Source organism: Chromatocurvus halotolerans (genome assembly GCF_004340525.1).
In the GTDB taxonomy this organism is placed as follows: Bacteria; Pseudomonadota; Gammaproteobacteria; order Pseudomonadales; family Halieaceae; genus Chromatocurvus; species Chromatocurvus halotolerans.
Genome location: NZ_SLWX01000011.1, coordinates 1 through 18,086, shown reverse-complemented (window position 1 = coordinate 18,086; position 18,086 = coordinate 1). Strand labels below are relative to the sequence as shown.

Genomic DNA, 18,086 nt, shown 5'->3' with positions numbered 1-18,086 from the left:
GCGCGCCGGCTTAATCCGACTGATCGAGTCCCAGTTTTTTCAGCCGGTAGCGGAGGCTGCGAAAGGATATCCCCAGTGCCGACGCCGCCTCGGTGCGATTCCACTGGTAGCGCTCCAGCGCCGCGCCAAGCACCTCGCGTTCAATGCTGTCCATGTAGCCGGGCAGATCACCTGCGACCGCCTGCAACCGGTCGCGATCGTCGCGGCGACGATTCAGCTGCTGCCCCCCGGGCGCGCGCGGTGCCGCCTGCAGCTGCAGGTCGTCGGCGGTCAGTTCGCTGCCCTCTGCCAGCGCCAGTGCACGCTCGAGAATGTTCTCCAGTTCCCGCACATTGCCGGGAAAGTGATAGGCCTGAAGCCGATCGATGGCGGCCGGCTGAAGCACCGGCGCGCTGATGCCCATGTCAGACGCAATACGCTGCAGGAGCGTTGTTGCCAGCCTGGGGATGTCATCCAGACGTTCGCGCAGAGCGGGTACCTTGAGGCCGATGACGTTGATGCGGAAATACAGGTCTTCCCGGAATCTTTCCGCTTCCACCTCGCCAGTCAGGTCCTTGTGGGTGGCGCTCAGCAGGCGTATGTCGGTACCGGTTTCCTCACTGCTGCCCACCGGACGGATGGTTTTTTCCTGGATGGCACGCAGCAATTTGACCTGCATGGACAGGGGCAGGTCGGCGACCTCATCCAGGAACAGGGTGCCGCCGCTCGCCGCCTGAAACAGGCCCGATTTGTCACGATGCGCACCGGTGAAACTGCCTTTCACATGCCCGAACAGCTCGCTTTCCATCAGCTCCGCCGGAATGGCGCCGCAGTTGACGGCAATGAAGGGGCCCGAGGCGCGCGGTCCCCGGCGGTGTATCAGACGCGCGACAACTTCTTTTCCCGTGCCCGACTCACCGTGGATGTGCACCGGCGCCTGGCTGCGGGCCAGCTTGTCGATCTGCTGGCGCAGGCGCTGCATCTGGGGTGTTTCGCCGATCAGGCCGCCGTGGTCGTCGTCGACGCCGTCGCTGGATTCCGCGCCGAGCTCCAGGGCAGAAAGCACAAGGTTGCGCAGGTTCTCCAGCTCCACCGGTTTGCTGATGAAGTCGAAGGCGCCCGCCTTGAGCGCGGCAATCGCCGCATCCACGCTGCCATGGGCAGTGATCACGGCGACCGGAACCTGTGGATAGTCGGACTGAATGTGCGCGACCAGGTCTATCCCGTTGCCGTCGGGCAGGCGCATATCCGTCAGACAGAGGTCGGGCGCGGCCTCCGCAAGGAGCGCAACGGCCTCGGTCAGGTTTGCCGCGGACCGCGTCAACAGACCCATGCGACTCAGGGTGATCTCGAGTAGTTCGCGGATATCGGGTTCGTCGTCAACGATGAGTACGGTTTTTTCAGTCATGGCACACTACTGCTGGCTTGCGTGCAGGGCGACGCTTATGCGAAAGCAGCTCTCGCCTGTCGCGGTGGGATGGTAGAAAAGGTCGGCGTGGTTGAGTTCGCAGAGTTCCCTGCACAAGTAAAGGCCCATGCCGCTGCCACCCTTGCTGCGGCTGAAGAATGGCTCGAACAGGCGCGGCACGTCATCTGCGGCAACGCCGTCGCCCTCATCGACAACATCGATAATGGCAAGGTTGCGGGCCGTGTCCGAACGCAGGCCCAGGCTTGCGGTTTCGCGCCCGGTTTTCTGTGCACTGTGCCGCAAGGCATTGTCGAGCAGGTTGGTCAGGATTCGCTGCAGATGCTCGGGATCGAATTCCAGTTGCATGGGCTCTGCGACCTCGCAGCGCAGTGCCCCGCGCAACCCCCGCGTCGACTGGTAGCGGTCAAGCTGTGTGTGCAGCCAGTCCGGCATTTGCAGCAGCTCCGGACGGGGGGGTTCGCGTCGGGAGATCTGCAGAATGCTTTCGACGATATCATTCACCCGCTGGCTGTTGGTAACAATGATGTCGATCATGCGCCGGTCAGCGGCATCGGCGTGCGGCGACTCTACCAGCAGCTGGGCGGCATGACTGATCGCGCCGAGCGGGTTGCGTATCTCGTGTGCGATGCTGGCCGTCAATCTGCCGAGTGATCCCAGCTTGAGCGATTGGGCATACTGGGCAACCGGCGTGTAGTCCTCGAGGAACACCAGTGTCTCCCTGCTGGAGGGTCCTGTGCCCGCATCGAGGGCGCGAAAGCGCGGCACGACTTCGCGACCATCCGGCTCTATCCGAAATGGCGCGCGATTCTGCGTATTGCGGTCGCGAAAGGTCTGCAGACGCTGTTGCAGGGTTTCACTGTAGTCGCGCAGCTGCCGTCCCTGCTCGACCGATCGCGGTCGCTCCGCCGTCAGCAATCCGGTGGCGGCCTGATTCATGACCCGCACCCGGTCCGATTCGTCCACCAGAAGAATGCCGGTCTGCAGGTTCTGTACTATCAGCTCATTCAGCCGTTGCAGGCTGTAGAGATCCGAGGTGCGCTCCTGGGCAAGCGCCTCCGCGCGACCAAGACGTGAGGCGATAATCTGTACCAGGGTGGAAACGACGAACAGCAGCAGTCCCAGCAGGCCCGCGGGCAGCAGGTCGTTGATCGTCTGCTTGTCGATGGATATCAGCCGCACTGTGTCGGCCAGGATGGCGATCACGCCGAGGGCCGCGACCAGCGTCGCCAGCGTGCGTTTGCTGATCAGGATAGCGCTCGAGGCCACAGTGATGGCAAGCAGCAGCGGCAGGCCGCTGCTCATGCCGCCGCTGGCATCCGCGAGCAGCATGATGCCGGCCATGTCGACGCTGAACAGCAGCACGAGAAAGGTGTTTGATCGCTGCCAGTCACGGCTCAGCGTGAGCAGCAGGAAAATATTGCTGAACAGGAACAGGACGGTGGTGAACAGGTATTGCCCCGGGTTGAGACTGCCCACAAGTTCGCGCGCGCTGGGGATGATCATCAGCAGCAGGAAGACGGCCGACAGCAGCCACCGATAGCCGATATAGATGCGGTAGAGCATGCGGTTCTGCGGCGGCGGTTTCGGGCCTGGTCGGGTCAGGGTAGCCGGGGTGCTCACGTTGCTCTGCCTGCGATTGAAATCAGCGGCAAGTGTACCAGCCGGATGACGTCCACGCTGTTGCCACGATGTGCGTTCCGCGGGGTGCGGGCCCACTGGTCTTGCTCCGGTGTTTCCACCACAATACGTCCTTTTTTCCGGCGGCAGCGAGTTATGGCAACCCTGAATATTCTCATGGCCCAGATCAATACGCGCGTTGGCGATTTTGATGGCAACGTGGCGCGCATTCTGGCGGTGGCACAGCGGGCGGCCGACACGCATCCCGACGCTATCTGCGTGTTCCCCGAACTGACGCTCACCGGGTATCCCCCCGAGGATCTGCTGCTGCGCCCCAGTATCGAGCGACGCGTGCAGCGGGCGCTGGACCGGCTTTCCCGGGAGCTGCCGCCGGGCGTGACTGTGGTGCTGGGCTATCCGGCCTTTCGCAGCGGAGCGCTGATGAACCTCGCCGGCGTGATCAGCGGCGGTGGGGTCGTGGCCGAGTACGCCAAGCGCTGCCTGCCCAACTACCAGGTTTTCGATGAAAAGCGGTATTTCGCTCCGGGAGCATCGGCCGTCGTCGTGCCTCTGGGAGGGGTGCAGGTTGCGCTGAGTATCTGTGAGGATATCTGGGAGTCGGCCCCGGTGGCGGACTCGGCGGCGGCGGGGGCACAGCTGGTGCTGAACCTGAATTCCTCGCCCTACCACCGCGGCAAGCAAGCAGAGCGCGAGGCGCTGGTAGCGCGGCGGGCGCAGTCTGCGGGCGTGCCCATCGTCTACGTCAATCAGGTGGGCGGGCAGGATGAACTCGTGTTTGATGGTGGCTCTTTTGCCGTTGACGCGAAGGGGGCATTGCGCGTCGTCGCCCCGCGCTTTGTGGAGGCGGAGCACTGGGTTGGCGTCACCCTGGACCCGGCGGGCGATGTGGCGGTCGACGGGTTGCGCGCGCCCCAGCCGGATAATGAACTGGATGCCACTTACCAGGCCCTGGTTTTGGGACTGCGGGACTATATCGACAAGAACGGCTTTCCCGGTGTGGTGCTGGGGCTGTCCGGCGGTATCGATTCCGCGCTGACGCTTGCCATTGCTGTGGATGCCTTCGGCGCAGAGCGCGTTCAGGCCATCATGATGCCATTTCGTTACACGGCGGCGATGAGTATTGACGACGCCGCGGAGCAGAGTCGCCTGCTGGGTGTCAGGCATTCGGTGATCTCCATCGAGGCGATCTACGACGCTTTCATGAATAGCCTTGCCGACGCCTTTGCCGGGCGCGCGCCGGATACCACGGAGGAGAATCTGCAGGCGCGCTGTCGCGGCGTCATCCTGATGTCGATCTCGAACAAGACAGGCAGCCTGGTGCTGACCACGGGCAACAAGAGTGAACTCGCGGTCGGCTACTCCACTCTCTACGGCGACATGGCGGGCGGCTTTGACCCGATCAAGGACGTGCCCAAGACCCTGGTCTATGAGCTCAGCCGCTTCCGCAATCAGCGGGGTCTCTGTATACCCGAAAGGGTCATTGAGCGAGCGCCCTCTGCGGAGCTGGCGCCGGATCAGAAGGACGAGGACAGCCTGCCGCCGTACCCGGTACTGGACGCGATACTCGAGCGTTATATCGAGAACGATGAAAGCGCCGACGATATTGTTGGCAGCGGTTTCCAGCGTGAGGATGTCGAGCGCGTGGTGAGGCTGGTGGACCGCAATGAATACAAGCGGCGGCAGGCCCCGGTCGGCGTGCGTATCACCCGCCGGGGCTTCGGGCGGGATCGCCGCTATCCGATTACCTCAGGCTGGGTCGTGGGTGATTGAGCGACGCGGCGATGTCCGTCAATCGGAATCGCGGCTGTCAAACTGTGGTGGGCGCGGTGGATCGAACAGGCCGAAAGACAGCCGGTTGATCAGTGACCGCTGCTCGCCTTCGAGGGTGTACTCGCTGCGCAGGCTGCCGCCCTTCTCCAGCGCCGGATGGTCCGGAAAGTTCAGCGCCAGCGTTTCCGTTGCCTGCTTCGCCAGGTCGTCCTTGCCCAGCAGGATGTAGCCCTGTGCCATGACCGCCAGCCCGTCGGCCACCGCCGGCGTTCGCTGGAAGTTCTCTACCACGTAGCGGCCCCGGTTGGCGGCGGCGAGATAGGCGCCGCGCCGGAAGTAATAGTTGGCGACATTGATCTCATGGCGGGCCAGCAGGTTGCGAAGGTAGACCATGCGCGCCTTCGCGTCAGCGGCGTAGGCACTGTCCGGATAGCGCGATACCAGCTGGGAGAACTCGGCAAAGGCCTCTCGGGCGTAGGTCACGTCACGCGTGGTCTTGTCCAGGGGCAGAAAGCGGGACAGGATGTCCTGGTCGGCGGCGGTGGCGGCCAGGCCTTTCATATAATAGGCGTAGTCGACGTTGGGATGCTGAGGGTGCAGGCGAATGAAGCGGTTGGCCGCTTCTATCGCCGCTTCTGTCTCGAGTGCCCCGTAATGCGCATAGATCAGCTCGAGCTGCGCCTGTTCGGCGTACTTGCCGAACGGATAGCGCGACTCAAGCGCCTGCAGGCTGCGCACGGCCATGTTGTAGTTGCGGCTGTCGAGAAAACGTTCCGCCTGGCGGTAGATCTGCGCCTCGCCGCTGTCTGCGGCGATATCGGGCATCTCGTCATTGCCAGCGCAGGCGGCCAGCAGTGCCAGTACCAGAGATGCCAGCAGGGCGCGCGGTGTGTGCCGTAGCGGCGTCGCGACGCGGTCGGGTAATGTACTCACAGGCTGCGTGTTACCATGATTCAAGCGGGTCGCCATTTAATCACAGACACTGGCCTGCTGAAACCGCAGCGGGTATGAGGCAGGCAGGCAAAGATGGGCAGGCGCGTGAATGATTGAGCGTATAGAGTTGAGTGCTGTCGCCGAGGAGGTCGCGGCGGGAGAGCGCCTTGACCAGGTGGCTGCACGTCTGTTTCCGGACTACTCCCGGTCCCGCCTGCAGGCCTGGATTCGCGACGGCGCCCTGACCGTGGACGGCGCCTTGCTCCGCCCGCGCGAAAAGGTGGCAGCCGGAGCTACTCTCAGGATTTCAGCGGAGCTGGAAGATGCAGTCGGCTGGCAGGGCCAGCCGATCGCACTCGACATTGTCCATGAAGACGACAGTATCCTGGTGCTGAACAAGCCTGCAGGGCTGGTGGTTCACCCGGCGGCGGGCCATCACGATGGAACACTGGTGAATGCCCTCATCAACCACCATGGGGCGATGAGCCAGCTGCCCCGGGGCGGCATTGTGCACCGCCTCGACAAGGATACCTCCGGTATCATGGTTGCCGCGAAAACCCTGCAGGCCCACGCCCACCTGGTGGAGCAGCTGCAGGCCCGCACGGTTGGTCGCGAATACGATGCCGTGTGCGTCGGCGCCATGACCGGCGGTGCCACCGTCGACGCGCCGATGGGGCGCCACCCCCGGCAGCGCAAGAAAATGGCGGTTGTCGCCCAGGGGGGCAAGAATGCGGTAACGCATTACCGGGTCGCGCAGCGCTTCGCGCATCATACCCACATTACAGTGCGCCTCGAGACCGGTCGCACCCACCAGATACGTGTGCACCTGTCTCACCGGCACTATCCGCTGATCGGCGACCCGGTGTACGGGGGACGGCCCCGCATACCTGCGGGTGCCTCGCAGTCGCTGGTCGACGCCCTGCGGCGATTTCCGCGGCAGGCCCTGCATGCTCGCAAGCTGCGGCTCGTCCACCCCCGCGAGATGCGGGAGATGACGTTCGAATGCCCGCTGCCCGACGACATGCAGGAACTGCTTGCGGTGCTGGCGACCGAGGACCCGGTGGACGGTCTTGTCGGTTGAACGGGTAGCGGCAGGGTTCCCGCGCACCCTCACCGCGCTGACGACGACGCGCGGCGGCGGCGTCGGCCGCGGACCGTGGCGGAGTTTCAATCTGGCCTCCCATGTTGGCGATGATCGTCAAGCCGTCGTGCTGAATCGGGAGACGCTGCGGTCGTCTCTGCCAGCCGGTTCCCGCATAGCCTGGCTCGACCAGGTACATGGCACGAACGTGATCGACGCGGCGAGCCATCCCGGGGTTCCTGCCGATGCGTCGGTGTGTCAGGAGCCGGGTATTGCCTGTGCGATTCTGACGGCGGACTGCCTGCCGGTTCTGCTTTGCGATCGCGCCGGGACGGTTGTGGCTGCCGCGCACGCCGGCTGGCGAGGACTCGCCGACGGTGTGCTTGAGGCCGCCGTGGCTGCCATGAAAGCCGCGCCCGCGGAACTGATGGCCTGGCTTGGCCCCTGTATCGGTCCCGCGGCATTCGAGGTGGGTCCGGAGGTGCTGTCGGCGTTCTGCGACCACGCGGCGACCGCGGACGTTGCCGCCGTCCGTGCGTGCTTCCAGCCGTCCCATCGGCCGAACCATTACCTGGCCGACCTGCAATCACTTGCCCGCCAGCGCTTGGAAGCTCTGGGGGTCAGTCACATCACCGTTGACGCGCGCTGCACCCGGTCATCGCCCGAGTCCTTCTTCTCCTACCGCCGTGACGGTGAAACCGGCCGCATGGCGTCCTTGATCCTGGTCAATCCCTGACGCATTGTCCGGTAACCCTGCTTGAAAGCGGTCTATCCTGTCCCCATAACCTGAGTATCAACAGAGCCGTTGCAATTGCCGTTTTTCGGGGGTTGTCGGACAGGAGACAGACGCATGAGAATGGACAAACTGACCAACCAGCTGCAGAACGCACTGGCCGACGCCCAGTCGCTGGCACTGGGCAAGGACCACAACTTCATAGAGCCGGCGCACCTGCTGTCGGCATTGCTGACCCAGCAGGGTGGTTCAGCACGACCCCTGCTACAGAAGGCGGGTGCTGATACGACGGCGTTGGGGGCGGCCGTGGCCGGTGCCATCGCCGCGTTGCCGACCGTGTCAGGCAGCGGTGGTGATATTCACATTTCCAATGAGCTCAGCCGCATTCTGAACATGACTGACAAGCTTGCGCAGCAGACAGGCGATGCCTACGTCTCCAGTGAGCTCGTGCTGCGGGCAATGCTCGAGAGCAGCGGTTCAGAGGTCTCGAAGCTGCTGCGTCAGTCCGGTGTTACACCCGAAGGACTCAAGCAGGCGATCGCCTCTGTTCGCGGCGGCCAGTCGGTGGACAACCCGGAGGCGGAAGAGTCGCGCCAGGCGCTGGAAAAGTACACCATTGATCTCACGGAGCGTGCCCGTGACGGCAAGCTCGATCCGGTAATCGGTCGTGATGACGAGATCCGCCGGACCATCCAGGTACTACAGCGGCGAACCAAGAACAATCCGGTGTTGATCGGCGAACCCGGCGTCGGCAAGACCGCCATTATCGAGGGCCTTGCCCAGCGGGTGGTGAACGGCGAGGTGCCAGAGGGCCTGCGTGACAAGCGCATTCTTTCGCTGGATCTCGGCTCACTCCTTGCGGGCGCCAAGTTCCGCGGTGATTTCGAGGAACGTCTGAAGGCGGTTCTCAACGAGCTCTCCAAGGAGGAGGGCCGCGTGATTCTGTTTATCGACGAACTGCATACCATGGTGGGTGCCGGCAAGGCGGAGGGCTCGATGGATGCCGGCAATATGCTCAAGCCCGCCCTGGCCCGCGGTGAATTGCACTGCGTGGGAGCGACCACGCTCAACGAATACCGGCAATACGTGGAAAAGGATGCGGCGCTTGAGAGGCGCTTTCAGAAAGTGCTGGTGGAGGAGCCCAACGAGGAAGACACCATCGCCATTCTGCGCGGTCTCAAGGAGCGCTATGAGGTTCACCACGGTGTCGACATCACGGATGGCGCGATCATCGCTGCGGCCAAGCTGTCGCAGCGCTACATTACCGATCGCCAGCTGCCCGACAAGGCCATCGATCTCGTGGATGAGGCGGCCAGCCGCATTCGCATGGAAATCGACTCCAAGCCCGAGGCGATGGATCGTCTTGAGAGGCGCCTGATCCAGCTCAAGATCGAGCGTGAGGCGGTCAAGAAGGACGAGGATGCCGGGGCCGTGAAGCAGCTGGAGCTGCTGAACGAGCAGATCGAGAAAGTGGGTCGGGAATATTCCGACCTGGAAGAGATCTGGAAGGCCGAGAAAGCGTCCCTGCAGGGTGCCGCGCAGATCAAGAGCGAAATCGAGCAGGCCAAGCTGGAGCTTGAGGCGGCGGGTCGCAGTGGTGACCTGACGCGGATGTCCGAGCTGCAGTACGGTCGTCTGCCGGAACTGGAAAAGCAGCTGACACAGGCGCAGGAAGCGGAGAATGTCGAGCGTACGCTGCTGCGCAACAAGGTGACCGAAGAAGAAGTGGCCGAAGTTGTCTCCCGCTGGACAGGAATTCCGGTTGCCAAGATGCTGGAAGGCGACCGCGACAAACTGCTGCGCATGGAAGACTCCCTGCATCAACGGGTTGTCGGTCAGGGCGAAGCCGTCGGCGCCGTGGCCAATGCCGTGCGTCGCTCCCGCGCCGGGCTTTCCGACCCGATGCGACCGAATGGCTCGTTTCTCTTTCTGGGCCCCACCGGCGTCGGCAAGACAGAGCTGTGCAAGGCGCTTGCCGAATTTCTGTTCGACAGCGAGCAGGCCATGGTCCGTATCGATATGTCCGAGTTCATGGAGAAGCATTCCGTGGCGCGCATGATCGGTGCGCCCCCGGGCTATGTGGGATACGAGGAGGGCGGCTACCTGACCGAGGCCGTGCGCCGTCGTCCCTACTCACTGCTACTGCTGGACGAGGTGGAGAAAGCCCACCCGGATGTTTTCAATATCCTGCTGCAGGTGCTGGAAGATGGTCGCCTGACCGACGGCCAGGGGCGCACCGTGGACTTTCGCAACACGGTGATCGTAATGACCTCCAATCTGGGCTCGGACGTCATTCAGGAGCTCGCTGGCGAGGAAAACTACGATCGCATGAAGTCCGCCGTGATGGAGGTGGTAGGTCGTCACTTCCGGCCGGAGTTCATCAACCGCATCGACGAGACCGTGGTGTTCCATCCGCTGCAGCAATCGCAGATACGCGGTATTGCCGATATCCAGCTCAAGGGCCTGCGCAGTCGACTGCGGGAACGCGAGCTTGAGATCGAGATCAGCGATGCGTTCATGGACAGGCTGGTCGCGGCGGGCTACGACCCGGTGTATGGTGCGCGACCGCTCAAGCGGGCCATCCAGCAGGAGCTCGAAAATCCTCTGGCCCAGCGTATTCTGTCCGGGGAGTTCAGCGCCGGCGATGTGATTGTTGTTGACCTGCAGGACGATGCGAGCGTCTTCAGCGCTCGCGCCACTGACGCCGCTGCGTGACAGTTGGGGGGCCTGCTAGCTAGCCGCTCAATCGATTCCTGGGCGCGCTGCCGAGGCGTTCAGGGGCGGTGGCGCACTGCTTGTCAGTCTGCGTGACGTCGTGTGTACTATTCGCAGTGCACGTCGATGTTATCCAGCGCGTTCTGGCGCTGAACCGCGATTTCGTCCTCCGTAAGGTAGCGCAGCTCACCGGCTTCGTCGCGGACACGGATACGTGCCGCGGTTTCCAGTGTTTCAAGGTTCTGCCTCGCACGATCGCAGATTTCCGGGTCCTTTTCCGGCAGAACCTCCACAGCGACGGTATCCATGCTGCCGTTTTCGTCCGCGTTATCACGGGTCTCAAAGCGGTTGCCGGGTCGCGAACTTATCTCAGCCGGCACCGCACCCTCACCGGGGGAAACCCGTCGGAATCGGCTCGACCCGGTGGAAAAGACCTCGTACTCGATTGACGCTTCGGGAGGGCGATCGCTGACGACCATGTTGCCGCGCTCATCTTTCCAGCGGTAGTAGCTGTCGGCGGCGTGGAGTGTGGTGCTGACACCTGCGGCCAGCACCAGTAACGCGCAAAATAGACGAGTGGAGCATCCTGCCCGGCGCGCGAGGCGACCGATTGAGGCGAATGCGGAACCCTGAGCAGGCTGATAGCGCACGGTGACTCCGGGATGAGTAGAGGTTGACTGTCAAAATACCTGACATACGCAGGGCGCGCAACGTCATCTGTGGCCGGGAATAAGTCACATAACGGCGCATGAGGGTTTGACTTCCACGGTATCTGTCAAGACAATCGGGGAAGTCATGCAAGTGGCAACGATCACTGCCGAGTACCCTCGGCCCCTGGTCCACCGCACCCGCGGATGATAGCGGGTGAGGCTGCTGGCATGTCCCGTAAGTGGCTGTCCGGCCTTTGCCGACAGTCACGGGTTCGACACTGCGCTACCCCGCAGGGCGACACATGCACGGGTTTTCGTGACTGTCATTCCTTTGAGGCGCATCACCGGCAAGCGGCCGGCGTCGACCCCCGGGAGTGGCAGGGCACAGTGACATCCTCTCTGATCCCTCCTGCCATACCGCTTTCAGGCACTTGCCCGCGAGGGATACGCGTGTGGCTTTGCGAACGGGAGAGATACAGTGGAGCTGTTGTCAGGCGGTGAGATGATCGCCCAGGCCCTCAAAGACGAGGGCGTCGAGTTTATTTTCGGGTATCCGGGCGGTGCAGTCCTGCACATCTACGATGCCCTGTTCAAGTCAGACGGCGGCGTTCCGCATGTACTGGTGCGGCACGAGCAGGCGGCGACGCATGCGGCGGATGGCTACGCGCGCGCCACGGGCAGGCCGGGTGTGGTGCTGGTGACCTCCGGTCCCGGCGCCACCAACGCCATCACCGGTATTGCGACGGCCTACATGGATTCGATCCCGATGGTGGTTTTCTCGGGTCAGGTTGCCTCGCACCTGATTGGTGAGGATGCGTTTCAGGAAACCGACATGGTGGGGGTCTCGCGCCCTATCGTGAAGCACAGTTTCATGGTCCGGCACGCCAGCGAGCTGCCCGAAACCATCAAGAAGGCCTTTACGCTCGCCACGACCGGTCGGCCCGGCCCTGTTGTGATCGACATTCCCAAGGACATCACGCGTCCTGACGAGAAATTCGAGTATCACTACCCTGAGTCCGTGCGCATGCGCTCCTATTCGCCGGCGCAGCGTGGGCACACGGGGCAGATCAAGAAAGCCGCACGCATGCTGCTCGGCGCCAGGCGTCCCATGATCTACAGTGGCGGCGGCGTGATTCTTGGCGAGGCAAGCGACCTGCTGGTCGCGCTGGCAAAACACCTCAATTATCCGGTGACCAATACCCTCATGGGTCTTGGCGCCTACCCGGGCAGCGACCCGCAGTTCCTCGGTATGCTCGGCATGCACGGCTTCTACGAAGCGAATACGGCCATGCACAACGCGGACGTCATCCTCGCCGTGGGCGCCCGCTTTGATGATCGGGTCACCAACACCGTGAGCAAGTTCTGCCCCGGCGCAAAGATCATTCATATCGATATCGACCCGGCGTCCATTTCCAAGACGGTACCGGCGGACATTCCGATCGTGGGGCCGGTCAGGGAGGTGCTGACCGAACTTATCGCCCAGCTGGACAAGATTCAGGCCGGTGAGCCCGAGCCCCTGCCCGATCCCGATGCGCTCGCGCGCTGGTGGCAGCAGATAGAGGAGTGGCGGGGCAAACATGGCCTGTGGAGCGGGCGTCGCTACGGCGAAAGCGACTACATCATGCCGCAGCAGGTCATCGAGAGCCTGTATCGCGCAACCGCCGGCGATGCCTATGTCACCTCCGATGTCGGCCAGCATCAGATGTTTGCCGCGCAGTACTATCGCTTTGACAAGCCGCGACGCTGGATCAACTCGGGGGGGCTTGGCACCATGGGTTTCGGCCTGCCCGCCGCGATGGGCGTGAAGCTGGCGTTCCCCGACAGCGATGTGGCCTGCGTGACGGGCGAGGGCAGCATCCAGATGAACATCCAGGAGCTTTCCACCTGCAAGCAGTACAACACGCCAATCAAGATCATCAACCTGCGCAACAACTATCTCGGCATGGTTAAACAGTGGCAGGACATGCAGTATGAAGGCCGATACGCCATGAGCACCTACGAGGATTCATTGCCCGACTTCATCAAGCTTGTAGAGGCCTATGGCCATGTCGGCATGCAGGTGCGCAAGCTGGCCGATCTTGATGCGGCGATGGACGAAGCCTTCGCCATGCGCGATCGGCTGGTGTTTCTCGATGTCTTTGTCGATCCCATGGAACACGTTTACCCCATGCACGTGGCGCCGAATGGCTCCATGAAGGACATGTGGTTAAGCAAGAACGAGAGGAGCTGACATGCGGCGTATCATAGCGATCCTTCTGGAGAACGAGCCCGGTGCGCTGTCACGGGTTGTCGGCCTGTTTTCCCAGCGCGGGTACAACATCGAGACATTGAACGTGGCCCCGACCGAGGACCCCACGCTGTCGCGTCTCACCCTGACCACCGTCGGTGACGACAAACACATAGAACAGATCACCAAGCATCTGCATCGCCTGGTGGATGTGGTGAAGGTGATAGACCTGACCGGCGGCGCCCACGTCGAGCGTGATCTCATGCTGATCAAGGTGCGGGCCGTGGGCGCGCAGCGGGAGGAAATCAAGCGAACCACGGATATCTTCCGCGGCCAGGTGGTTGATGTGGCACCGAATGTCTACACGATTCAGCTGACGGGGACGACGGACAAGCTGGACTCCTTTGTCTCTGCGATGGCGGAGATGGATATTCTCGAGGTGGTGCGCTCCGGGGTGGCGGGGATATCGCGTGGGGATCGAGTGTTGCGGCTTTAGTTTTTTCGGGTTTGGTGGCGAGCGCGGCGTGGTTTCCCGCAACGGGACACGCTGCAAGCACATCCCTGTGCGCTCGGCGCCGGCCATCCATGGCCGTCGACGGTCCCGTTGCGGGAAACCACGCCGCGCTCTTCCCCTCCCACAGCGTGCCGCCGAAAACGTCTGGGGTGTGGAGGCGCAAACTGGCCATAAGTGCTATGTGGCAGGCGGTTGTGCTACTCCCGCTCAATGATGCGGAAAAACGCGATAGCTGACGAACGCACCTTCGCCGACGCGAAGATACGTCGGCTGGGAAGGGGGTGGCGGACCGTCGCCGGCCATGGATGGCCGGCGCCGAGCGGGCAGGACGCCCTCGCAGCGTGTCCGCCACCCCCCTTCCCAGTTGACGTATCGCCCCGAACTGGTAAAGGAGCGTCTCCGACTAGCGCTCGATGCGCTTCATCGCCGTCATATACCCCCTCAGTGTTTTGCCAACCGTCTCTACCGGGTGCGAGCGTATCGACTCGTTCACCTCGATAAGCTCGCGATTGTCCACCGTGTTGTCGCCGCCAATCCCGTTGCCGATAACATCCGTCTCGATGTCCTGCATGAAATCCGCAAGCAGTGGGCGGCAGGCGTGGTCGAAGAGGTAGCAGCCGTACTCCGCCGTGTCCGAAATCACCACGTTCATTTCGTACAGTTTCTTGCGCGCAATGGTATTGGCAATCAATGGCGTTTCGTGCAGCGACTCGTAATACGCGGATTCGGCGATGATGCCCGCGGAGACCATGACTTCGAAGGCCAGTTCCACGCCGGCCTTGACCATGGCGACCATCAGGATGCCGTGATCGTAGAACTCCTGCTCGGGGATCTCCCGGTCCGAGGTGACGGATTTTTCGAAGGCGGTCTCTGCGGTGGCGGCGCGCCATTTGAGCAGGTTGGCATCGTCGTTGGCCCAGTCTTCCATCATGGTCTTCGAGAAGTGGCCGGTCATGATGTCGTCCTGGTGCTTTTCGTAAAGCGGCCGCATGAGCGTCTTCAGCTCCCCGGCGAGGTGAAAGGCGCGGATCTTGGCCGGATTGCTCAGCCGGTCCATCATGTTGGTGATGCCGCCGTGCTTCAGCCCTTCGGTGATGGTTTCCCAGCCGTACTGAATCAGGCGTGACGCATAGCCTTCGTCGATGCCCTTCTCGATCATCTTGTCGAAGCAGAGCAGGGAGCCGGTCTGCAGCATGCCGCAAAGTATTGTCTGTTCCCCCATCAGGTCGGACTTCACTTCCGCGATGAATGAAGATTCGAGCACGCCGGCGCGATGTCCACCGGTGCCGGCAGCGTAGGCCTTGGCGATTTCCAGGCCCTCGCCGCGTGGATCGTTTTCGCGGTGCACGGCAATCAGCGTCGGTACGCCGAAACCGCGCCTGTATTCCTCGCGGACCTCGGTGCCGGGGCATTTCGGCGCCACCATGATGACCGTGATGTCCTCCCGGATCTGCATGCCCTCTTCAACGATATTGAAGCCGTGGGAGTAGGCCAGGCAGGCACCGTGCTTCATCAGGGGCATGATCTCGGCGACGACGGCGCTGTGTTGCTTGTCCGGCGTGAGGTTGAGCACCAGATCGGCATCGGGAATCATCTGTTCGTAAGTGCCGACGGTGAAACCGTTGCCGTCTGCATTTTTGAAGGACTGGCGCTGCTCCTTGATGGCGGATTCGCGCAGGGTGTAGGCGACATTGAGGCCGCTGTCCCGCAGGTTGAGCCCCTGATTCAGGCCCTGCGCGCCGCAGCCGACGATCACCAGTTTTTTCCCGCGAAGGCGTTCCACGCCATCGGCAAATTCTGACTGCTGCATGAAGCGGCACTTGCCCAGTTGCTGCAGCTGCAGGCGCAGCGGGAGCGTGTTGAAGTAATTCTGACCCATGGTGAGTGTTCCTTTTTGCGTGGACCGCGAGGATAGATCAGGTTTTTATTTGCGTAAAACGCTATATGATCAAAACTGTTTTGATTTAACCGCAAATCAGGTTTATGGATACAAAATCTTTAACGGTTTTTCTGTCAGTCTGCAGCACACTCAATTTCAGCCGGACGGCGGATCTCCAGCACATGAGCGTGTCTGCGGTCAGCCGCTGTGTGCAGCGCCTTGAGGCATCTGTTGGCCAGTCACTGTTTGAGCGCGACCGTCGCAGCATGCGCCTGACGTCCGCCGGATCAACCCTGAAGCACTATGCCGAGCAGGCGGTCGACGACTGGGATCGTGTGCGACGTGATCTGACGAGCGAGCGCGATCTGGTCGGCGAGGTCAGTCTGTTCTGTTCGGTGACCGCCAGTTTCAGCGTACTTTCACCGGTGCTGGAGAGTTTTCGCCAGGCGCATCCCGGTGTTCATATCATGCTCCATGCCGGCGACCAGGCGGATGGCGTCGGCCGTGTGCTGGAGGGTCGCGATGACGTTGCGGTCACGGTGCGCCCCGACACCCTCGCCGCCCGTCTCGACTTCCTGACATTGACAGAATCGTCCATGTGCCTGTGTATCCCGGCGGCAGATTGCGCCACACGGCAGGCGTTGAAGCTTGACGGGCAGCTCGCGGCGCCAGACTTCTGGTCGGACGTGCCGTTCATTGTTCCCGAGCGCGGCATTACCCGTGACATGATCGATGCCTGGTTTATCGGGCGCGGTGTCACGCGGCCCCGCCTGTACGCGCAGGTAGCGGGGCACGAGGCGATTGTGGCGATGGTGGCTCTGGGGCTGGGGGTGGGTTTTGCGCCCGAGATCGTCGTGCGTAACAGTGGTTTTGAGGCGGGCATCGAGCGGTTGCCGCTGGACCCGCCGTTGCCGGACCTGCGGATCGGGCTATGCGCGCTGCGGCGCCGACTCAGAAGTCCGCTGGTCCGATCCTTGTGGCGGGTTGCGGCCCGGACGTACGACCTGCCGGTTTGATATGATGGGTCACGCAACAAGGGAGGAGCGCACGGCATGACTGAGCGCGATGACGCAAGCGACGATGTCCGGAAGGAAAGTGATGATTCGCCGCCACTGCCCACTGAGTCCGTGGTGACAGAGCCAGTTGAAATCGACGCGGCTCGCGTTGCGGCAAGTTTTGACATGTTGGTGGATGATCACGAGGAAGAGGTTTCCGAGGGTGGCCGGACCGTGAAGCGGCGCGGCGTCTACCTGCTGCCCAACCTGTTCACCACGGGGGCGCTTTTCTGTGGGTTTTATGCGGTGGTGGCGGCGATGCGCGGTGATTTCGAGAGCGCCCCGATCGCGATTTTCTTCGCGCTCGTATTCGACGGTCTCGATGGACGAATAGCGCGCCTGACCAACACGGCCAGCAAGTTCGGCGCCGAGTACGACAGTCTGTCAGACATGGTGTCCTTCGGCGTTGCGCCAGCGTTGGTGATGTTCAGCTGGGCGCTCGGTGACCTGGGCAAGTTCGGGTGGAGCGCCGCATTCATCTATGTGGCCTGCGCGGCATTGCGCCTGGCCCGCTTCAATACCCAGGTCGACACGACAGACGGCAACTATTTTACGGGACTGGCCAGTCCCGCTGCCGCATGTATCATTGCCAGTGCCGTCTGGGTGTCCCATGATCTCGGCTGGGTTGGACCGGGTCTTCCCGAGGAGGTCGCCGTGCTGATGGCAGTTCTGACCGCGGTGGTGGGGCTGCTGATGGTTGCCAACATCCCCTACTACAGCTTCAAGATGGTCGACCTGCATGGGCGCGTGCCGTTCGTTGTTATACTGCTTATCGTGCTCGTGTTTGGTCTGGTGACCGTGGATCCGCCGAGTGTTTTCCTCATCGGTTTCCTGGCATATGCCATTTCAGGGCCGGTGATGCTGGCGCGTCGGGGCAGGCCCTCTGGGGCTGACGAAAAAAAATAAATCTTTTTTCCGAAAAGCCCTTGCGGGGTCATCCGACCTGCGTATAATGCGCCTCCTCGGTCGGGCATAGCCCACCGGGACAAACCTGCCCCTGGCGGTCAGGTGTTAGTTAACAATCAGATGAAGACAGATGTGTGGGCACTTGTTGGGATAGTTGCTGATGACTATTCAGACACAACAAGTGACTCATCGATTCATGCAGATGGATAAATGATTTCGAATTGTGTCTGAGCCGAGATTTGTCGGGGTTCGCAGGTTTTGCGCAACCCGGCCCTCCTGCCGAGAGGTGGAGGTAAAAGATTGAACTGAAGAGTTTGATCATGGCTCAGATTGAACGCTGGCGGCAGGCCTAACACATGCAAGTCGAGCGCGAAAGGCCTTCGGGTTGAGTAGAGCGGCGGACGGGTGAGTAACGCGTAGGAATCTACCTGGTAGTGGGGGACAACTCGGGGAAACTCGAGCTAATACCGCATACGCCCTATGGGGGAAAGCGGGGGATCTTCGGACCTCGTGCTATCGGATGAGCCTGCGTTGGATTAGCTAGTTGGTGGGGTAAAGGCCTACCAAGGCAACGATC

Annotated in this window: 13 protein-coding genes and 1 rRNA gene; 9 read left to right on the top strand and 5 right to left on the bottom strand. The window is 62.2% G+C overall.

Going from position 1 to position 18,086, the window contains the following annotated elements; all coding sequences use genetic code 11:
* Window positions 1–10: 10 nt before the first annotated feature.
* Window positions 11–1,387, bottom strand: coding sequence for a sigma-54-dependent transcriptional regulator (locus EV688_RS12250; protein WP_117318884.1), 1,377 nt, complete (start codon window positions 1,385–1,387; stop codon window positions 11–13).
* A gap of 6 nt (window positions 1,388–1,393) precedes the next feature.
* On the bottom strand, window positions 1,394–2,971 hold the full coding sequence (locus EV688_RS12245) for a sensor histidine kinase (protein WP_117318883.1): 1,578 nt from the start codon (window positions 2,969–2,971) through the stop codon (window positions 1,394–1,396).
* A gap of 210 nt (window positions 2,972–3,181) precedes the next feature.
* Here EV688_RS12245 and EV688_RS12240 point away from each other — a divergent pair, with 210 nt between their 5' ends.
* Window positions 3,182–4,816, top strand: coding sequence for an NAD+ synthase (locus EV688_RS12240; RefSeq protein ID WP_117318882.1), 1,635 nt, complete (start codon window positions 3,182–3,184; stop codon window positions 4,814–4,816).
* An 18-nt stretch (window positions 4,817–4,834) separates the two neighbouring features.
* Here the strand turns inward: EV688_RS12240 and EV688_RS12235 are convergent, their stop codons facing one another.
* Window positions 4,835–5,749 (bottom strand): outer membrane protein assembly factor BamD, encoded by a 915-nt coding sequence (locus EV688_RS12235; protein WP_240624399.1) that lies wholly within the window; start codon window positions 5,747–5,749, stop codon window positions 4,835–4,837.
* A 109-nt stretch (window positions 5,750–5,858) separates the two neighbouring features.
* Between EV688_RS12235 and rluD the strand changes: the two genes are divergently transcribed.
* The 3 genes from rluD (at window position 5,859) to clpB (ending at window position 10,278) form a co-directional block, all read left to right on the top strand.
* Entirely contained in the window at window positions 5,859–6,830 is a 972-nt protein-coding gene (rluD, locus tag EV688_RS12230) for a 23S rRNA pseudouridine(1911/1915/1917) synthase RluD (protein ID WP_117318880.1), read from the top strand.
* On the top strand, window positions 6,820–7,566 hold the full coding sequence (gene pgeF, locus EV688_RS12225; RefSeq protein WP_117318879.1) for a peptidoglycan editing factor PgeF: 747 nt from the start codon (window positions 6,820–6,822) through the stop codon (window positions 7,564–7,566). The genes rluD and pgeF overlap by 11 nt, the downstream gene beginning before the upstream one ends.
* Window positions 7,567–7,680: 114 nt before the next feature.
* Complete coding sequence (clpB, locus tag EV688_RS12220; protein WP_117318878.1) at window positions 7,681–10,278, top strand: ATP-dependent chaperone ClpB; 2,598 nt, start codon at window positions 7,681–7,683, stop codon at window positions 10,276–10,278.
* Between the two features lie 107 nt (window positions 10,279–10,385).
* Here clpB and EV688_RS12215 read toward each other — a convergent pair whose 3' ends face one another.
* Entirely contained in the window at window positions 10,386–10,832 is a 447-nt protein-coding gene (locus tag EV688_RS12215) for a DUF4124 domain-containing protein (protein ID WP_240624398.1), read from the bottom strand.
* Window positions 10,833–11,406: 574 nt separating this feature from the next.
* On the opposite strand from EV688_RS12215, the gene EV688_RS12210 reads away from it, so the two are divergent.
* Together EV688_RS12210 and ilvN are read left to right on the top strand one after the other, a co-directional pair.
* Entirely contained in the window at window positions 11,407–13,158 is a 1,752-nt protein-coding gene (locus tag EV688_RS12210; protein WP_117318877.1) for an acetolactate synthase 3 large subunit, read from the top strand.
* A gap of 1 nt (window position 13,159) precedes the next feature.
* Entirely contained in the window at window positions 13,160–13,651 is a 492-nt protein-coding gene (gene ilvN / locus EV688_RS12205; RefSeq protein ID WP_117318876.1) for an acetolactate synthase small subunit, read from the top strand.
* Window positions 13,652–14,072: 421 nt separating this feature from the next.
* On the opposite strand, the gene ilvC is transcribed toward ilvN, so the two are convergent.
* Window positions 14,073–15,548: a ketol-acid reductoisomerase gene (gene ilvC / locus EV688_RS12200; RefSeq protein WP_117318875.1), complete on the bottom strand. Its 1,476-nt coding sequence runs from the start codon at window positions 15,546–15,548 to the stop codon at window positions 14,073–14,075.
* A gap of 104 nt (window positions 15,549–15,652) precedes the next feature.
* On the opposite strand from ilvC, the gene ilvY reads away from it, so the two are divergent.
* The 3 genes from ilvY to EV688_RS12185 all read left to right on the top strand — a co-directional run.
* Window positions 15,653–16,564: an HTH-type transcriptional activator IlvY gene (gene ilvY, locus EV688_RS12195; RefSeq protein WP_117318874.1), complete on the top strand. Its 912-nt coding sequence runs from the start codon at window positions 15,653–15,655 to the stop codon at window positions 16,562–16,564.
* Window positions 16,565–16,729: 165 nt separating this feature from the next.
* Window positions 16,730–17,509 (top strand): CDP-diacylglycerol--serine O-phosphatidyltransferase, encoded by a 780-nt coding sequence (pssA, locus tag EV688_RS12190; RefSeq protein ID WP_240624408.1) that lies wholly within the window; start codon window positions 16,730–16,732, stop codon window positions 17,507–17,509.
* 302 nt (window positions 17,510–17,811) lie between these two features.
* Window positions 17,812–18,086 (top strand): 16S ribosomal RNA (locus tag EV688_RS12185); the annotation flags it as partial.